Source organism: Streptomyces sp. NBC_01092, from assembly GCF_045039535.1.
Lineage (GTDB): Bacteria > Actinomycetota > Actinomycetes > Streptomycetales > Streptomycetaceae > Streptomyces.
The window spans coordinates 9,031,106-9,046,636 of record NZ_CP108659.1; the positions used below are offsets into that span (position 1 = coordinate 9,031,106).

The 15,531-nt window shown below is 71.7% G+C and carries 20 protein-coding genes; 16 read left to right on the plus strand and 4 right to left on the minus strand.

The annotated features are described in order from the left end of the window. Nucleotides 1-42: 42 nt before the first annotated feature. From OG254_RS40890 to OG254_RS40950, 13 genes are all read left to right on the plus strand, one after another. Nucleotides 43-501, plus strand: a complete 459-nt coding sequence (locus OG254_RS40890; RefSeq protein ID WP_405592439.1) for a phage holin family protein — start codon at nucleotides 43-45, stop codon at nucleotides 499-501. 220 nt (nucleotides 502-721) lie between these two features. Then, on the plus strand, nucleotides 722-2,368 hold the full coding sequence (locus OG254_RS40895; protein ID WP_405592441.1) for an FAD-dependent oxidoreductase: 1,647 nt from the start codon (nucleotides 722-724) through the stop codon (nucleotides 2,366-2,368). Then, complete coding sequence (locus OG254_RS40900; protein ID WP_405592443.1) at nucleotides 2,365-4,212, plus strand: transketolase; 1,848 nt, start codon at nucleotides 2,365-2,367, stop codon at nucleotides 4,210-4,212. The genes OG254_RS40895 and OG254_RS40900 overlap by 4 nt, the downstream gene beginning before the upstream one ends. Nucleotides 4,213-4,341: 129 nt before the next feature. Beyond that, nucleotides 4,342-4,674 carry a gas vesicle protein gene (locus tag OG254_RS40905; RefSeq protein ID WP_405592445.1) on the plus strand — a complete coding sequence of 111 codons (333 nt, stop codon included), beginning with the start codon at nucleotides 4,342-4,344 and terminating at the stop codon, nucleotides 4,672-4,674. Nucleotides 4,675-4,725: 51 nt separating this feature from the next. Then, nucleotides 4,726-5,151, plus strand: coding sequence for a gas vesicle structural protein GvpA (locus tag OG254_RS40910; RefSeq protein WP_405592447.1), 426 nt, complete (start codon nucleotides 4,726-4,728; stop codon nucleotides 5,149-5,151). Continuing rightward, on the plus strand, nucleotides 5,148-5,918 hold the full coding sequence (locus OG254_RS40915) for a GvpL/GvpF family gas vesicle protein (protein ID WP_405592449.1): 771 nt from the start codon (nucleotides 5,148-5,150) through the stop codon (nucleotides 5,916-5,918). Before OG254_RS40910 ends, OG254_RS40915 begins: the two co-directional genes overlap by 4 nt. Nucleotides 5,919-5,922: 4 nt before the next feature. Further along, on the plus strand, nucleotides 5,923-6,183 hold the full coding sequence (locus OG254_RS40920; protein ID WP_405592451.1) for a gas vesicle protein GvpG: 261 nt from the start codon (nucleotides 5,923-5,925) through the stop codon (nucleotides 6,181-6,183). Further along, nucleotides 6,183-6,803 carry a DNA primase gene (locus OG254_RS40925; RefSeq protein ID WP_405595491.1) on the plus strand — a complete coding sequence of 207 codons (621 nt, stop codon included), beginning with the start codon at nucleotides 6,183-6,185 and terminating at the stop codon, nucleotides 6,801-6,803. Before OG254_RS40920 ends, OG254_RS40925 begins: the two co-directional genes overlap by 1 nt. Further along, nucleotides 6,800-7,864 carry an SRPBCC family protein gene (locus tag OG254_RS40930; protein ID WP_405592453.1) on the plus strand — a complete coding sequence of 355 codons (1,065 nt, stop codon included), beginning with the start codon at nucleotides 6,800-6,802 and terminating at the stop codon, nucleotides 7,862-7,864. Before OG254_RS40925 ends, OG254_RS40930 begins: the two co-directional genes overlap by 4 nt. Next, a complete protein-coding gene (locus tag OG254_RS40935; RefSeq protein ID WP_405592455.1) occupies nucleotides 7,861-8,211 on the plus strand; it encodes a gas vesicle protein in 351 nt (116 codons plus the stop codon). Before OG254_RS40930 ends, OG254_RS40935 begins: the two co-directional genes overlap by 4 nt. Continuing rightward, nucleotides 8,208-9,002 carry a GvpL/GvpF family gas vesicle protein gene (locus OG254_RS40940; RefSeq protein WP_405592457.1) on the plus strand — a complete coding sequence of 265 codons (795 nt, stop codon included), beginning with the start codon at nucleotides 8,208-8,210 and terminating at the stop codon, nucleotides 9,000-9,002. Before OG254_RS40935 ends, OG254_RS40940 begins: the two co-directional genes overlap by 4 nt. Continuing rightward, nucleotides 8,999-9,187, plus strand: a complete 189-nt coding sequence (locus tag OG254_RS40945) for a gas vesicle protein (protein ID WP_031475810.1) — start codon at nucleotides 8,999-9,001, stop codon at nucleotides 9,185-9,187. Before OG254_RS40940 ends, OG254_RS40945 begins: the two co-directional genes overlap by 4 nt. Next, complete coding sequence (locus OG254_RS40950; RefSeq protein WP_405592459.1) at nucleotides 9,184-9,486, plus strand: gas vesicle protein K; 303 nt, start codon at nucleotides 9,184-9,186, stop codon at nucleotides 9,484-9,486. Before OG254_RS40945 ends, OG254_RS40950 begins: the two co-directional genes overlap by 4 nt. 25 nt (nucleotides 9,487-9,511) lie before the next feature. On the opposite strand, the gene OG254_RS40955 is transcribed toward OG254_RS40950, so the two are convergent. The 3 genes from OG254_RS40955 to OG254_RS40965 form a co-directional block, all read right to left on the minus strand. Further along, on the minus strand, nucleotides 9,512-9,682 hold the full coding sequence (locus OG254_RS40955) for a hydrophobic protein (protein WP_147995903.1): 171 nt from the start codon (nucleotides 9,680-9,682) through the stop codon (nucleotides 9,512-9,514). 41 nt (nucleotides 9,683-9,723) lie between these two features. Further along, nucleotides 9,724-10,545, minus strand: a complete 822-nt coding sequence (locus OG254_RS40960) for a class I SAM-dependent methyltransferase (protein WP_405592461.1) — start codon at nucleotides 10,543-10,545, stop codon at nucleotides 9,724-9,726. A gap of 124 nt (nucleotides 10,546-10,669) precedes the next feature. Beyond that, entirely contained in the window at nucleotides 10,670-12,163 is a 1,494-nt protein-coding gene (locus tag OG254_RS40965; RefSeq protein WP_405592463.1) for a bifunctional phosphatase PAP2/diacylglycerol kinase family protein, read from the minus strand. Between the two features lie 72 nt (nucleotides 12,164-12,235). Here OG254_RS40965 and OG254_RS40970 point away from each other — a divergent pair, with 72 nt between their 5' ends. The 3 genes from OG254_RS40970 to OG254_RS40980 all read left to right on the plus strand — a co-directional run bounded on the left by OG254_RS40970 (nucleotide 12,236) and on the right by OG254_RS40980 (nucleotide 14,969). Beyond that, nucleotides 12,236-12,895 carry a histidine phosphatase family protein gene (locus OG254_RS40970; protein WP_405592465.1) on the plus strand — a complete coding sequence of 220 codons (660 nt, stop codon included), beginning with the start codon at nucleotides 12,236-12,238 and terminating at the stop codon, nucleotides 12,893-12,895. A 90-nt stretch (nucleotides 12,896-12,985) separates the two neighbouring features. Then, entirely contained in the window at nucleotides 12,986-14,605 is a 1,620-nt protein-coding gene (locus tag OG254_RS40975; protein ID WP_405592467.1) for an ABC-F family ATP-binding cassette domain-containing protein, read from the plus strand. 79 nt (nucleotides 14,606-14,684) lie between these two features. Continuing rightward, nucleotides 14,685-14,969, plus strand: coding sequence for a DUF6158 family protein (locus tag OG254_RS40980; RefSeq protein ID WP_405592469.1), 285 nt, complete (start codon nucleotides 14,685-14,687; stop codon nucleotides 14,967-14,969). Between the two features lies 1 nt (nucleotide 14,970). Here OG254_RS40980 and OG254_RS40985 read toward each other — a convergent pair whose 3' ends face one another. Next, complete coding sequence (locus OG254_RS40985) at nucleotides 14,971-15,525, minus strand: type 1 glutamine amidotransferase domain-containing protein (RefSeq protein WP_405592471.1); 555 nt, start codon at nucleotides 15,523-15,525, stop codon at nucleotides 14,971-14,973. Nucleotides 15,526-15,531 lie beyond the last annotated feature (6 nt).

Consider the following 15,531-nt stretch of genomic DNA (forward strand, 5'->3'; position numbering starts at 1 on the left):
CACTCCCCGTTACCCGCATGCCGGTACGGGTACCCGGCGCCCATGGATCGCCTGGATCATCTTGAGCATCTGGACAAGCAGCTGGTCGACGAGCTGGCGCAGGTGGCGCGGGAGACCGTGCGCGACGAGCTGCGCGAGCAGACGCGCAGGCAGCGCCGCCGGGCCATGCTCTACGCCGGGTCCGGCGCCGTCGCCCTGTACGCGGGCGCGGCCCTCGCGCTCGCCGTGGGGCTCGGCCTCGCCGCCGGGCTGCCGGACTGGGCCGCCGCGCTGATCACCGCGGTGATCCTCGGCGTGCTGGCGTACCTGCTGCGCGGCGCGGCCCGGCCGGCGCGGAAGGGACCGGCAACCGGGGCCGCGCAGGAGGGCACCCCCGGCACCCCGCCGAGCGGGCTCGGCATGCCGTACCCGCCGATGCCGCCCGGCCTGCCGGACACGACCGGGACGCGTACACCGCGCCCCGACGCCATCGACCCCGATCAGCCGCACCACCGGGCGTGACCCGGCGCAAGCGGACCCTGACACGCGGCCCTGCCGGGACCCGGCAGGGCCGTCGTGGTGACCGGGTGGGTCCGGGGAATCTGCCGCTGGGCGACGCGGTACTGCCGGCGGCAAGAGACGGGTCGCCCTCCGCGTACCCGCAGGCTCGCCCGGAAATCCGGAGCCGCCCCGGCGGACGTTTGGCGGACGTGACCCGGGGGACGCGGAAGGCTCCCGAGGTATGCGACAGCGTCGGAGGCGCACCGTGAGTCGACCCCGCATCGTGATCGTCGGCGCCGGATTCGCCGGGTACCGGGCGGCCCGCACCCTGTCCCGGATCACCCGGCACAAGGCCGACATCACCCTGCTCAACCCGACCGACTACTTCCTGTATCTGCCCCTGCTGCCCCAGGTCGCCGCGGGCATCCTGGAGCCACGCCGGGTGACCGTCTCGCTCTCCGGCACCCTGCCCCGCGTACGGCTCGTGCTGGGCGAGGCCGACGCCGTCGACCTCGACGGGCACACCGTGCGCTACGTCGGCCCCGAGGGCGACCGCGGGACCCTGTCCTTCGACCGGCTGATCCTCGCCGCGGGCAGCGTCAACAAGCTGCTGCCCATCCCCGGCGTCGCCGAGCACGCGCACGGCTTCCGCAGCCTGCCCGAGGCGCTGTACCTGCGGGACCACGTGACCCGCCAGCTGGAGCTGGCGGCCGCGGCCGACGACCCCGAGACCTGTTCGGCACGCTGCACCTTCGTCGTGGTCGGCGCCGGATACACCGGAACCGAGGTGGCCGCGCAGGGCAAGCTCTTCGCCGATGCCCAGGTCCGCAAGCACCCCCTGCGGGCGGGCCTGCGGCCACGCTGGCTGCTGGTCGACATCGCCGAGCGCGTCCTTCCCGAACTGAACGAGAGGCTGTCGCACACGGCCGATCAGGTGCTGCGGCAGCGGGGTGTGGAGGTGCGCATGGGTACCTCCGTGAAGGAGGCCACGCACCGCGGGGTGCTGCTGACCGACGGCGAGTTCGTCGGCACCCGCTCGCTGGTGTGGTGCGTCGGCGTACGGCCCGATCCGCTCGCCGCGTCGCTCGAACTGCCCCTGGAACAGGGCCGTCTGCTCGTCGACCCGTACCTTCAGGTGCCGGGCCGCCCGGGGCTGTTCGCCGCCGGGGACGCGGCCGCCGTACCCGACCTGGAGAAGCCCGGCGCGTACACGCCGATGACCGCCCAGCACGCCTGGCGGCAGGGCAAGGCCGTGGCCCACAACGTCGCCGCGTCCCTGGGCCTGGGGGAGCGGCGCGCCTACCGCCACCGCGACCTCGGCTTCGTCGTCGACCTGGGCGGCGTCAAGGCGGCCGCCAACCCGCTCGGCGTCAACCTGTCCGGCGTGGCGGCGGGCGCCGTCACCCGCGGCTACCACCTCGCCGCGCTGCCCGGCAACCGCGTCCGCGTGGCCGCCGACTGGCTGCTGGACGCCGTACTGCCCCGCCAGGCCGTGCAGCTGGGCCTCGTCCGGTCCGGGTCGGTGCCGCTGGACACGGCGTCGCCGGAGCTGGCCCGGGTGCCCGGTGGGCCGGAGAAGGGCCGGGCAGAGCCGTCCGCGGACTCCCGTGAGGACAGCCGGTCGGACGCCGACGCGGGACCGGAAACGCCCGACCTCATCCGGGACCCCGATGCCGCGAGGCACCCCGAACCACCCGGTCCCGTAAGGCAGCCGGACCTCCCGGAGGGCCACGAGCCGTCGCCCGGCGCCCGAGCGGACCATGCCACTGAGGCAGACGCCGGCGCCACCTCTCCCGACGCACCGGCCGTCCACAAGCGCCGCCCCGACATCCCCACGGCTCCCGCGCCGGAACCCGCGTCCCGCAACCTCCCGGAAGGGGACTCATGAACACCGCCGAACTCACCGAGCTCGCCCAGCAGTTGCGGGTGGACAGCGTGAGGGCGTCCGCCGCCGCGGGGTCGGGGCATCCGACGTCGTCGATGTCCGCCGCCGATCTGATGGCCGTGCTGCTCGCGCGGCATCTGCGGTACGACTTCGAGCGCCCCGCACACCCGGGCAACGACCGGTTCGTGCTGTCCAAGGGGCATGCCACGCCCCTGCTGTACTCCGCCTACAAGGCTGTGGGCGCCATCGAGGACGGCGAGCTGCTCACCTTCCGCCGGATCGGCAGCCGTCTCGAAGGGCACCCCACCCCGCGCCGCGTGCCCTGGGTGGAGACCGCGACCGGCTCACTCGGACAGGGACTGCCGATCGGCGTCGGCATCGCGCTGGCCGGGAAGCGGCTGGACCGCGCCGGATACCGGGTGTGGGTGCTGTGCGGGGACAGCGAGCTCGCCGAGGGTTCCGTGTGGGAGGCCGCCGAGCACGCGGCGTACGAGCACCTGGACAATCTGACCGCCATCGTGGACGTGAACCGGCTGGGCCAGCGCGGCCCGACCCGGCACGGGCACCATCTCGACGCCTACGCGCACCGCTTCCAGGCCTTCGGCTGGCACACCGTCGAGGTCGACGGACATGACGTGGACGCCGTGGACCGTGCGTACGGGGAGGCCCGGTCCACCATCGGGCAGCCCACCGTCATCCTCGCCCGCACCCTCAAGGGCAAGGGCGTCCACGACGTCCAGGACCGCGAGGGACTGCACGGCAAGCCGCTGCCGGACGCCGACGCGGCCATCGCCGAACTCGGCGGACCGCGCGACCTGCGCGTGCGCGTCCACGAGCCGCCCGCGACCCGCGCGCTGCACTCCGTGCCCACCGGAAACCTCGAACTCCCGCGCTGGGAAAGGGGGGAGAAGGTCGCCACCCGCGACGCCTACGGCCAGGCGCTCGCCGCCCTCGGCACGGCCCGCTCCGACGTGGTCGCCCTCGACGGCGAGGTCAGCGACTCCACCCGCGCCGAGTTCTTCGCCAAGGAACACCCCGACCGGTTCTTCGAGTGCTACATCGCCGAGCAGCAGATGGTCGCCGCCGCGGTGGGGCTCGCCACGCGCGGCCGGGTGCCGTACGCGTCCACCTTCGCCGCCTTCCTCACCCGCGCCTACGACTTCGTGCGCATGGCGTCGGTCAGCGGCATCGGCGTCAACCTCGTCGGCTCGCACGCCGGCGTCGCCATCGGGCAGGACGGGCCGAGCCAGATGGGCCTGGAGGACCTGGCGATGATGCGGGCCGTGCACGGATCGACCGTGCTGTACCCGTGCGACGCCAACCAGACCGCGAAACTCGTCACCACCATGGCCGGGCTGGAGGGCGTCCGCTATCTGCGCACCTCGCGCGGCCCCGGACCGGTGATCTACGGCCCCGACGAGGAGTTCCCGGTCGGCGGCAGCAAGGTGCTGCGCGCCGGTGACGGCGACCGGCTGACCGTCGTCGCGGCCGGCGTCACCGTGCACGAGGCGCTCGTCGCGGCCGACGTCCTGGAGCGCGAGGGCATCCGGATCAGGGTCGTCGACCTGTACTCCGTCAAGCCCGTCGACCACTTCACCCTGCGCCAGGCCGCCGAGGAGACCGGCCTGCTGCTCACCGTCGAGGACCACCACGAGGAGGGCGGCCTCGGCGACGCCGTCCTGGACGCCTTCCTCGACGGCCGCCCGGTGCCGCGCCTGGTGCGGCTCGCCGTGCGCAGGATGCCGGGTTCGGCGTCCCCGGACGAGCAGTTGCACGCCGCCGGCATCGACGCCGCGTCCATCGCCGCCGCGGGGAAGCTGCTGGTGGAGGAGGCGGTCGTACGGTGACCGGCGTCGGCACGAAGAAGGTGCGGGCAGGCCGCCGCGGACCGGCGCATCATCGCCGCCCTTAAGAAAGACCGTTGGAATCACGTGTTTGACCGGCGCCTCTCAGGCCACTCGGCGCGGGAGGCGCCCATGAATGATTCACAGAACACACGCAAATCATCCAGACGGCAGACGGGCGGGGCGGACGAACGACCGGCCCCCATCGAGGTCCTGCGACAGGCACGGACCCAGCTCGCCGAACTCACCGGCGCGGACGCGGAGAAGGTGACGTCCTTCGAACAGACGGAGGACGGCTGGACGCTCGAGATCGAGGTCCTGGAACTGGAGCGCGTACCCGACACGATGAGCCTGATGGCGAGCTACCAGGTCGAACTCGACCCTCAAGGACAGCTCACCGGGTACCGGCGCGTGCGCCGCTACGAGCGCGGGCGGTCCGACGCCCACAGGCAGGGTGGTCGCTAGGCCGCCCGCCCTCGCCCGGTACACCGTCCCGAGACAAGGAGGAACGGTCGTATGACCGTTGTCCCGGCACAGCAGTCCGGCGGCGGAGGCGGCAGCAGCGGCCTCTACGACGTGCTGGAACTCGTACTCGACAGGGGACTCGTGATCGATGCCTTCATCCGGGTCTCCCTGGTCGGCATCGAGATCCTCAAGATCGACATCCGTGTCGTCGTGGCCAGCGTGGACACCTACCTGCGCTTCGCCGAGGCGTGCAACCGGCTCGACCTGGAGGCCGGGCCGCGCAAGGACCCGGGCCTGCCCGACCTGGTCGGCGAGATCACCGAGTCCGGTGCGCGCGGCAAGTCCAAGGGCGCACTGTCCGGTGCCGCCGAGACCATCTCCGATGCCTTCAACCAGGCACGCGAGGAGGGCGAGGAACGGCCCAGGCAGCGTCCGCGCAAGTCCACCACGGCGCGCGGGAAGGAGGAGCAGGAGTGAGTACGTATGTGTACGGCATCACGGCGAGTTCCCATCCCGCGCTGCCCAAGGACATGGGCGGCGTCGGCGACCCGCCCGGCTCGGTGCGGGTGCTGAAGGAGGGCGAACTGGCCGCCCTCGTCAGCGACGCGCCGGACGGGCTGCGCCCCAAGCGCAGGGAACTGCTCGCCCACTCCCACGTCCTCGCCGAGGCCGGCTCGGCCGGCTGCGTACTGCCCATGCGGTTCGGCAGTGTCGCCCCCGACGACGACACCGTCACCGGCGTCCTCGCCGAGCGCGCCGAGCACTACAGGGAGCGGCTGACGGCCCTGGACGGCAAGGTCGAGTACAACGTCAAGGCCAGCCACGCCGAAGAGGCCGTGCTGCACCGCGTGCTGTCCGCGAACCCGGAGATCAGGGCCATGACGGAGGCCAACCGGACGTCCGGCGGCGGCAGTTACGAGCAGCGGCTCCAGCTCGGCGAGATGGTGGTCGCCGCGATCAGGGCCCAGGAGGCCGAGGACGCGACCGATGTGCAGCACACCCTGGAACCGGCGGCGGACGCGGTCAGCGTCGGCCCCGACTCCAGCGGCTGGCTCGCCAACGTGTCCTTCCTGGTGGGCCGCGACTCGGCGGAGACCTTCCTCACCGCGGTGGAACAGCTGCGCAAGGGCCATCCGCACCTCGAACTGCGCGTCAACGGCCCGCTGCCGCCCTACAGCTTCGTCGAGCCCGGCCCGGCCGAGCCCGCAGGCACCATGAGCGACGCCGAGAGAGCGCAGGAGTGACGTCGTGGGACTGATCGGAGAGGTCTTCCTGCTGCCGTTCGCCCCGGTGCGCGGCAGTGGATGGGTGATCAAGCAGGTGTTGCAGGAAGCGGAACGCCTCTACTACGACCCCGGCGCGGTACGCGCCGAACTGGCGGCACTCGAGGAGCAGTTGACCGCGGGCGAGATCGACGAGGAGGAATTCGACCGCCGGGAGGACGAACTCCTCGACCGGCTGGAGACGGGCCTGCGCGCAGGGTACGGCAACGGTGACAGGACGGCATGATGAATCGAGTGGGACTGGGCCTCGCGCTAGGGGCCGGATACGTCCTCGGACGTACGAAGAAGATGAAACTCGCCTTCGCGGTGGGCACGCTGGTGGCCGGCAAACGGCTGCATCTGAGCCCGCAGGGGATCGCGGACCTGGTGTCCGGGCAGCTGCGTGACAACCCGCAGTTCAAGGAGATCGGCGACCAGCTGCGCGAGGATCTGCGTGGCGTCGGCCAGGCCGCCTCGGGCGCCATGGTCGAGCGGCAGCTCGACGCGTTCGCCGACCGGCTGCACGGGCGCACCGCCGAGGTGCGCGAGCAGCTGTCGGGCGCGGTGCCGACGCCGGATCCCGGCGCGCGCGACGAGCAGGACGACGACCCCGACGAGGCAGCCGAGGAACCCGACGAGGCAGCCGAGGAACCCGAGGAGGCAGCCGAGGAGCCCGAGGAGCCGTCGCGGAAGGCGACGGCCCAGAGGAACCCGGCGAAGAAGACCGCCAAGAAGGCGGCGAAGAAGGCCCCCGCGCAGAAGACGGCGCCCAAGAAGAAGGCGCCGGCGCAGCGGACGGGCGCCGCCAGGACGGCGGCCAGGAAGACGGCCGGGGCACGCCGGTCGGAGGGCGGTGACGGGTCATGACGCAGACGCTCGGATCCGCGGGCTCCGCGGCCCGCGGCGCGGCCGAGGAACCACTGTCCGGCCTGGCCAACAGCGAGGCGGCGGAGCGGTTCAAGGCCGAACTCCAGGAGTACCTCGCCGCGCAGGCCCAGCGCATGCTGGTCGGCGCCGGTCGCAAACTCGGCGAGACCACCCTCAGGTTGAACGACATCGCCGAGGGCCGCAGCCCCGGCTTCGCCCAGCTCGCCCTCGGCGGCGGCCGCAAGCTCGCCGAGGGCAAGGGACCGCTGCGCAGCGCCCTGGAACTCGGCGCCTCCCGCGCCAAGGACAACGTGGTCAACGCGTTCAAGAACCTCGGCGGCGGCAAGGGCAAGAACAAGGGCCGAGCCGGCAAGAAGCCCACCGTCATCATGGAGTACGTCGATGTCGGCGTCCCGCTGCGCACGGCGTACGACCAGTGGACCCAGTACCAGGACTTCAGCACCTTCGCGAAGGGCGTGAAGAGCGCGAACCGCGCCGACGACACGACCTCCGACTGGCAGCTGAAGGTCCTCTGGTCCAACCGCAGCTGGAAGGCGCACACCACCGAGCAGGTGCCGGACGACCGGATCGCCTGGACTTCGGAGGGTGGCAAGGGCACCACGAAGGGTGTCGTGTCCTTCCACCAGCTCGGCGACAGCCTCACCCGCGTCCTGTTGGTGATCGAGTACTACCCGTCGGGCCTGTTCGAGAAGACCGGCAACATCTGGCGCGCCCAGGGCCGCCGGGCCCGGCTCGACCTCAAGAACTACGTCCGCTTCATCACCTTCAAGGGAGAGGCCGAGGACGCCTGGCGCGGGGAGATCCGCGACGGTGAGGTCGTCCGCAGCCACGAGGACGCGGTCGCGGAGGAGGACGAGGAGGAGTACCAAGAGAACGAGGACGATGGCGAGCGCGACGAGAGCGGCGAGTACCCCGAGGACGACGAGCCGGAGGACGAGTACGAGGAGGGCGAGGGTGATGAGGAGCCCGAGGACGCGTACGAGGAGGAGCCCGAGTACGAGGACGACGCCGAGTACGCGAGCGGCGGGAGCCGGCGATGACGATGTCCAGCAGGCTCCCCGAGCCCTACAGCCAGGGCGGCGGCGCCAACCTCGCCGACATCCTGGAGAGGGTGCTCGACAAGGGCATCATCATCGCGGGTGACATCCGGATCAACCTTCTCGACATCGAGCTCCTCACCGTGAAGCTGCGGCTGATCGTCGCCTCCGTCGACAAGGCGAAGGAGATGGGCATCGACTGGTGGGAGGACGACCCGGGGCTGTCCTCCCGCGCCCACCGAAACGAACTCGCCAGGGAGAACGCCGAGTTGCGCGAGCGCCTGGCCCAGCTGGAGCCCGCCCTTGGTCAGGCCCGTGGACAGGCCCGTGGACAGGAGGAGGCCCCATGACCGCACTGCGCTACGTGTATGCCGTGTGCCGCCCTTTTCGCTCCGCCCTCCAGGCCCAGCTCACGGGGGTCGCCGGGGCGCCGCCGAAACAGCTGACGCACCACGGCCTGGTCGCCGTCGTCAGCACGGTGCCCGAGACCGACTTCGCCGAGGCGCCGCTGCGCGCCCACCTGGAGGACCTGGACTGGCTCACCGTGACCGCCCGTGCCCATCAGCAGGTTATCGACGCGCTCACCGCCGTCACCACCCCGCTGCCGCTGCGGCTCGGCACCGTCTTCCGGGACGACAGCGGCGTACGGACCATGATGGAGGCGCGTGAGGAGGACTTCCGGCGCGTCCTCGACCGGCTGCAGGGGCGGGTGGAGTGGGGCGTCAAGGTGTACGTCGAGAGAGAGCCGACGGAAGCCGCCGAGCCCTCGGAGCCCGGCCCGCCCGAGCACGGGGCGGGGTCGGGCCGTGACTATCTGCGCCGGCGCCGTCTGCAGACGCGCGCTCACGAGGACGTGTGGCAGCGGGCCGCCGAGTTCGCCGGCCGACTGCACGAAACGCTTTCCGCTTTCGCCGAGGACGCCCGGCTGCACGCCCCGCAGAGTGCCACGCTTTCCGGCGCGTCCGGGCAGAACGTGCTGAACGCCGCCTATCTGGTGCCGCGCGCGGATTCCGAGGAATTCGTGGAACTGGTGGACCGGGAGAAGGACGACGCCCCCGGAATCCGCGTCGAACTCACCGGGCCCTGGGCGGCGTATTCCTTCACCGGGGAGTTCGCCGAGGAACCGGAGGTGGAGCGGTGACCGTCGTCGAACGCCGTGAGATCGCCCTCGTGGACCTGCTCGACCGGCTGCTCGCCGGGGGCGTCGTCGTCACGGGGGACATCACCCTGCGCATCGCCGACGTGGACCTCGTACGCATCGACCTGAACGCGCTGATCAGCTCTGTCAACGAGCAGGTCCCTTCGCCCTGGGGAGAGTTGACATGACGTCCCATCCGGAGCGTCCGACCCGTCGCGACCGGCTGGACCTCGATCCCGACACCGTGGAACGCGACCTCGTCAAACTCGTCCTGACGGTCGTGGAGTTGCTCCGCCAGCTCATGGAGCGCCAGGCGCTGCGCCGCTTCGACACGGGCGACCTGAGCGAGGAGCAGGAGGAGCGGATCGGGCTGACGCTGATGCTGCTGGAAGACCGGATGACCGAACTGCGCGAGCGCTACGGACTGCGGCCCGAGGACCTCAATCTGGACCTCGGGCCGCTCGGACCGCTACTCCCCAGGGAGTGAAATCGACTCGGGGAGTCGAATCAACTCACCATCGGTACCAGCGTCCCCTGCCTCCCGCCGTGGTCGTGCCACGCATCACGAATCCCAGAAGCCATACGATGAGAACCACGACGGCGATCCACCAAAGGGCCTTCAACGCGAATCCGGCGCCGAAGAGAATCAGAGCCAGTAGCAGCACGAGCAGAATAGGAATCATAGTCCAACCTCCTGCTCGACGAGTCTCCAGCAATTCGGGATTCAGGCTTCTTTACGGCACAGAATCTCCCCGTGCAGGACGCTGAACCAGCCGTCGTCGCGCCGCCCCCACTCCCGCCAGGCCTGCGACACGGCCCGCAACTCCTCCGCGGTCGCGTGCCCGCCCTCCGTGGCCCGCTCGGCATACGCCGAGGCCAGCGTGCGCTCCGCCCACAGCCCGCTCCACCAGGCGCGCTCCTCCTGGGTCGAGAAGGTCCAGGTACCGGACGTCGCCGTGACGTCGGTGAGCCCCGCCCGCAGCGCCCAGGACTTCAGCCGGCGCCCGGCGTCGGGCTCACCGCCGTTGGCGCGGGCGACCCGGCGGTACAGGTCCAGCCAGTCGTCCATGCCCTGGGACGCCGGATACCAGGTCATCGCCGCGTAGTCCGAGTCGCGGACCGCGATGAGGCCGCCCGGCTTCGTCACCCGTGCCATCTCGCGCAGCGCGCCCACCGGATCGCCGACATGCTGCAACACCTGGTGGGCGTGGATCACGCAGAACGTCTCGTCCGGGAAGTCCAGGGCGTGCACGTCCGCGACCGCGAAGTCGACGTTGCGCACGCCCCGCCCGGTGGCCGTGGCCCGGGCCTGCTCCAGGATCCCGGGCTCCCGGTCGACGCCCGTGACCTGCCCGTCCGGGACCAGGGCCGCCAGGTCCGCGGTGATGGTGCCCGGGCCGCAGCCGACGTCCAGGATCCTCATGTGCGGCTTCAGCGAGTCGAGCAGATACGCCGCCGAGTTGGCGGCGGTGCGCCAGGTGTGCGAACGCAGCACGGACTCATGGTGCCCGTGCGTGTAGACGGCGGTCTCCTGGGCCTTCGACATGGCTGTCCCCTCGTCTCGTCGTACCGGCTCACTGGGCACGCGACCCCGCCGGGCGGTACTCGACACCGTACGCCCGCATGTCGAATGGTGAGACCCGCGTTTTATTATGTGGACTGACGAGTGATCAGGAGCCCGACAGGGGGCGATAGACCGTCAGCGCCTCCGGCAGCTTCTCCAGCGTCACCTCGCCCCCCACTTCGGTGACTTCACCGTCGTAGGCGAGCAGTGCCCCCGGTGTGACCCCCGTCAGGTGCAGCCGGCCGACCTGGACCGCCGCGTGGGCCGGGGAGCGGGTCAGCGGGCCCGCGACGGCCGCCGCGAGCAGGCGCAGCGCGGGCCGCCGGCCGCCGTGCACGACCCGTACGTCGAGCACCCCGTCCGCGAGATTCAGCCGGCGGGCGGGGGCCAGGCCCATCCGGTGGTAGGTGCAGTTCCCGGCGAACAGCAGCCACAACGGGTGCTTGCGGCCCGCGACTTCGGCGTGCAGCGGGTGACGTTCGCTGCGCAGGACGCGCAGCGCCGCGAGCACTCCGGCGGGCCAGGCGCCGACCCGGGGCGAGATCCGGTCGCGCTCGCGCACCAGCTCCGGATACACACCGAGGCTGCAGGTGTTGAGGAACAGCCCCTGCTGTCCGTCGGAGCTGAACCGGCCCACGTCCACGAGCACCGCCTCGCCGCGCTGGACGGCCCGGCTCAGATCCCGTTCGTTCTCCACACCGAGGTCGTAGGCGAAGTGGTTCAGCGTGCCGCCGGGCAGCACCGCCAGCGGCAGGCCGTGCCGCAGCGCCACCTCGGCGGCCGTGTTCACCGTGCCGTCGCCGCCGCACACCCCGAGCACCCGGGCGCGGGCCGCCGCCTTGCCCAACTCGGCCCGGACATCGGCCGGTTCGCACTCGACGAGCTCGGCGCGCGGCAACAGGTCGAGCAGGGTGTGCACCCGGTCGACGGTGCCCGCCCCCATGTTGGCCACCACGACCAGGCCCTCCCCCTCCGTCAGCGCCGGCACGTCCGTACGCGGCCGGGCCGGCGGGACCACCCGGTCACGCGTCGGCACCATGCCCCGTACGGCGAACGCGGCCCCCGCCCCCAGCGCCGCGCCCGCCAGCACGTCGCTCGGGAAGTGCACGCCGGTGTACACCCGCGACAGCGCGACCGACCAGGCGATCGGGGCCACCACCAGGCCCCAGGCGGGCGACTCCAGGGCGACACCGGTGGCGAACGCGGCCGCCGACGCGGCGTGCCCGGACGGGAACGAGGTGGTGATCGGCTGCCGCTTCAGCTGCCGGACCAGCGGTACGGGATCCAGCACCGGGCGCGGGCGGCGCACCGACCGCTTGCCGAGCGTGTTGATGGTCAGCGAGGCCAGGCTCAGCGAGGCGAGGCCCCGGACCGCTGCCCGGCGGGCCCGCGGCGTGCTGCTGGCGGCGATGACGGCTCCCGTCGCGAACCACAGCAGGCCGTGGTTCGCGCTCCGGCTCAGCCGCGGCAGGATCCGCTCGGCATACGGCCAGTGCTGATCGGCGGCGAACTCGAACAGCCGGGAGTCGAGGGAGAGGAACCGGTCGCGCAGGGCGTGCCGGCCGGGCTTGAGGACGGTGAGGTCGACGTCTGGGCTCATACAGGGCTGGGTACCCTGAAGTGGCCGATTGCTGTCCCGCCGGCGGCGACCGACACACGGAGGAACCCGTAGATGCGCCTGCTCCTCGTCCGCCACGGCCAGACCCCGACCAACGTGGACTACCTCCTGGACACGGCCGTCCCGGGCCCCGGTCTGACCGAGCTCGGCGAACGGCAGGCGGCCGCGCTGCCCGCCGCGCTGGCCGGCGAGGACATCGAGGCGATCTACGTCTCCACCCTGATCCGCACCCAGCTCACGGCCGCCCCGCTGGCCGCCGCCCTCGGCCTCGACGTGATCGTCCGCGCCGGCATCCGCGAGGTGTTCGCGGGTGACCTGGAGATGCTGCCAGGCGACACCGAGGCCGGGCACGTCTACATGAGGACGGTGTTCGCCTGGGCGGCGGGCGACACGGAGCTGCGGATGCCGGGCGGCGAGAGCGGTGCCGAGGCGCTGGGGCGCTTCGACGCCGTGGTGGCTCAGGCCGCCGGGAGCGGGGCCGCGACGGTGGCCCTGGTCAGCCATGGCGCCGCGATCCGCATGTGGACGGCGGCGCGGGTGGCCAACGTCGATGTCGCCTTCGCGGCCGCGCATCCGCTCGACAACACCGGTGTGGTGGTCCTGGAGGGGTCGCCCGCGGATGGCTGGAAGGTGCTGTCGTGGGCGGGCGCGGTCGTGGCGCCGACAGGGGAGAGCGGACCGGCCGGGCAGGCTGTGGAAGAGGACCTCCCGTAGCGGCTGAAGGACCCCGAGGGCCCGTCCCTCGCCCGCCTGCGCGGATAACGGTTTGCCCGGGCTCCGCGGTGCCCCGCACAATTCGGCTCCATGGGACATCTGGAAGCCGCGCACCTCGAGTACTACCTCCCCGACGGGAGGGCGTTGCTCGGCGACGTGTCCTTCCGGGTGGGCGAAGGCGCCGCCGTGGCGCTGGTCGGACCGAACGGTGCCGGTAAGACGACCCTGCTGCGGCTGATCTCCGGGGAGCTGAAGCCGCACGGCGGCACCGTCACCGTCAGTGGCGGCCTCGGGGTGATGCGGCAGTTCGTGGGATCCGTACGGGACGAGACGACCGTCCGCGACCTGCTGGTGTCGGTCGCGCCGCCCCGTATCCGCACGGCCGCGCAGGGCGTCGACATCGCCGAGCACGCCATCATGACCGTCGACGACGAGGCCGCCCAGCTGAAGTACGCGCAGGCCCTCTCCGACTGGGCCGAGGTGCGCGGATACGAGGCCGAGACGCTGTGGGACATGTGCACCATGGCCGCGCTCGGGGTGCCGTACGACAAGGCGCAGTGGCGCCAGGTGCGGACCCTCTCCGGAGGCGAGCAGAAACGCCTGGTCCTGGAGGCGCTGCTGCGCGGCAACGACCAGGTGCTGCTGCTCGACGAGCCCGACAACTACCTCGACGTGCCCGGCAAGCGGTGGCTGGAGGAGCGCCTGAAGGAGACCCGCAAGACGGTGCTCTTCGTCTCCCACGACCGCGAACTCCTTTCTCGCGCCGCCGAGAAGATCGTCTCCGTCGAGCCCTCGCCGGCCGGTGCGGATGCCTGGGTGCACGGCGGTGGCTTCGGCACGTATCACGAGGCCCGCCAGGCCCGGTTCGCCCGCTTCGAGGAGCTGCGCAAACGCTGGGACGAGAAGCACGCGCAGCTGAAGAAGCTCGTACTGGCCCTGCGGCAGGCGGCGGAGAACAGCCCCGACATGGCCTCCCGCTACCGTGCGGCCCAGACCCGGCTGCGCAAGTTCGAGGAGGCGGGGCCGCCGCCGGAGCCGCCGCGCGAGCAGGACATCCGGATGCGGCTGAAGGGCGGACGCACCGGCGTACGTGCTGTGACCTGCGAGAACCTTGAGCTCAAGGGTCTGATGAAGCCGTTCTCGCTGGAGGTCTTCTACGGCGAGCGGGTCGCCGTCCTCGGCTCCAACGGCTCCGGCAAGTCGCACTTCCTGCGTCTGCTGGCCGGGGACGACGTGGCGCACACGGGGCAGTGGAAGCTGGGCGCGCGCGTCGTGCCCGGGCACTTCGCCCAGACGCACGCACACCCCGAGCTGATGGGCCGCACCCTCCTCGACATCCTGTGGAAGGAGCACGCCCAGGACCGGGGCGCCGCGATGTCCCGCCTTCGCCGCTACGAACTCACCCACCAGGCCGAGCAGACCTTCGACCGCCTGTCCGGCGGCCAGCAGGCCCGCTTCCAGATCCTCCTCCTGGAGCTGGAGGGCGTCACGGCCCTCCTCCTCGACGAACCGACCGACAACCTCGACCTGGAGTCCGCCGAGGCCCTCCAGGAGGGGCTGGAGGCCTTCGAGGGCACGGTACTGGCGGTCACCCACGACCGCTGGTTCGCCCGCTCCTTCGACCGCTACCTCGTCTTCGGCAGCGACGGACGGGTACGGGAGACGCCGGAGCCGGTGTGGGACGAGCGGAGGGTGGAGCGGGCACGCTGACCTGTTCGTACAGTGGATGCAGAAAGGCGAGATCCATGGCTGTCTCGCGTACCCGCTCGGGAGTGGGTACGCGGACCGCATGGTCGGACACGACGAGCGGGGTACCACCATGACCGGAGTCGACCCCAGCCGGCTGGATGACCAGCAGCTCATGAAGGAGCTGGAGAACATCCACCGGACGCGCCACGACACGCTGCTGTACGGCTCGAACGACGCGCTACGGGCCCACAACCATCGGATGGCGCAGCTGGAGGGCGAGTACCTTCGCCGCAATCCGCACCGGACGGTGGCCGCGGGCCGAACCCGGGAGGGCGCCCGCGACCGGACGCAGGGCTGTCCGACGCATGCCACCCCACCTGGGTGAATCAGACGGTCTCCCTCTTGGACTCCCTCGCGAACACCTCGAGGAACGTCTCGCAGAACGCCTTCAGGTCGTCCGGCCTGCGGCTGGTGACCAGTGTGTTGGGGCCCTGGTCACAGATCCGCACCTGCTCGTCGACCCAGGTGCCGCCGGCGTTGCGGATATCGGTCCGCAGGCTGGGCCACGAGGTCAGCACCCGCCCCCGCACGACATCCGCCTCCACCAGCGTCCACGCGGCATGGCAGATCGCGGCGACCGGCCGGCCCTGCTCGAAGAAGTCCCGCACGAAGGCGACGGCCTTGCGGTTCATCCGCAGATAGTCCGGGTTGGCAACCCCGCCCGGCAGGACCAGCGCGCCGAAGGAGTCGGCCGACGTCTCGCCCACGACCGCCTGCACGGGGAATTTCTCCGCCTTGTCGAGATGGTGGAAGGCCTGGATCGTGCCGGGCTTCGTCGACACGAGCACCGGCTCGTGTCCCGCTTCCACCACCGCCTGCCAGGGACGGGTGAGCTCGATCTGTTCGACGCCCTCGGGGGCGGTCAGAAAAGCGATACGCATGGTGCC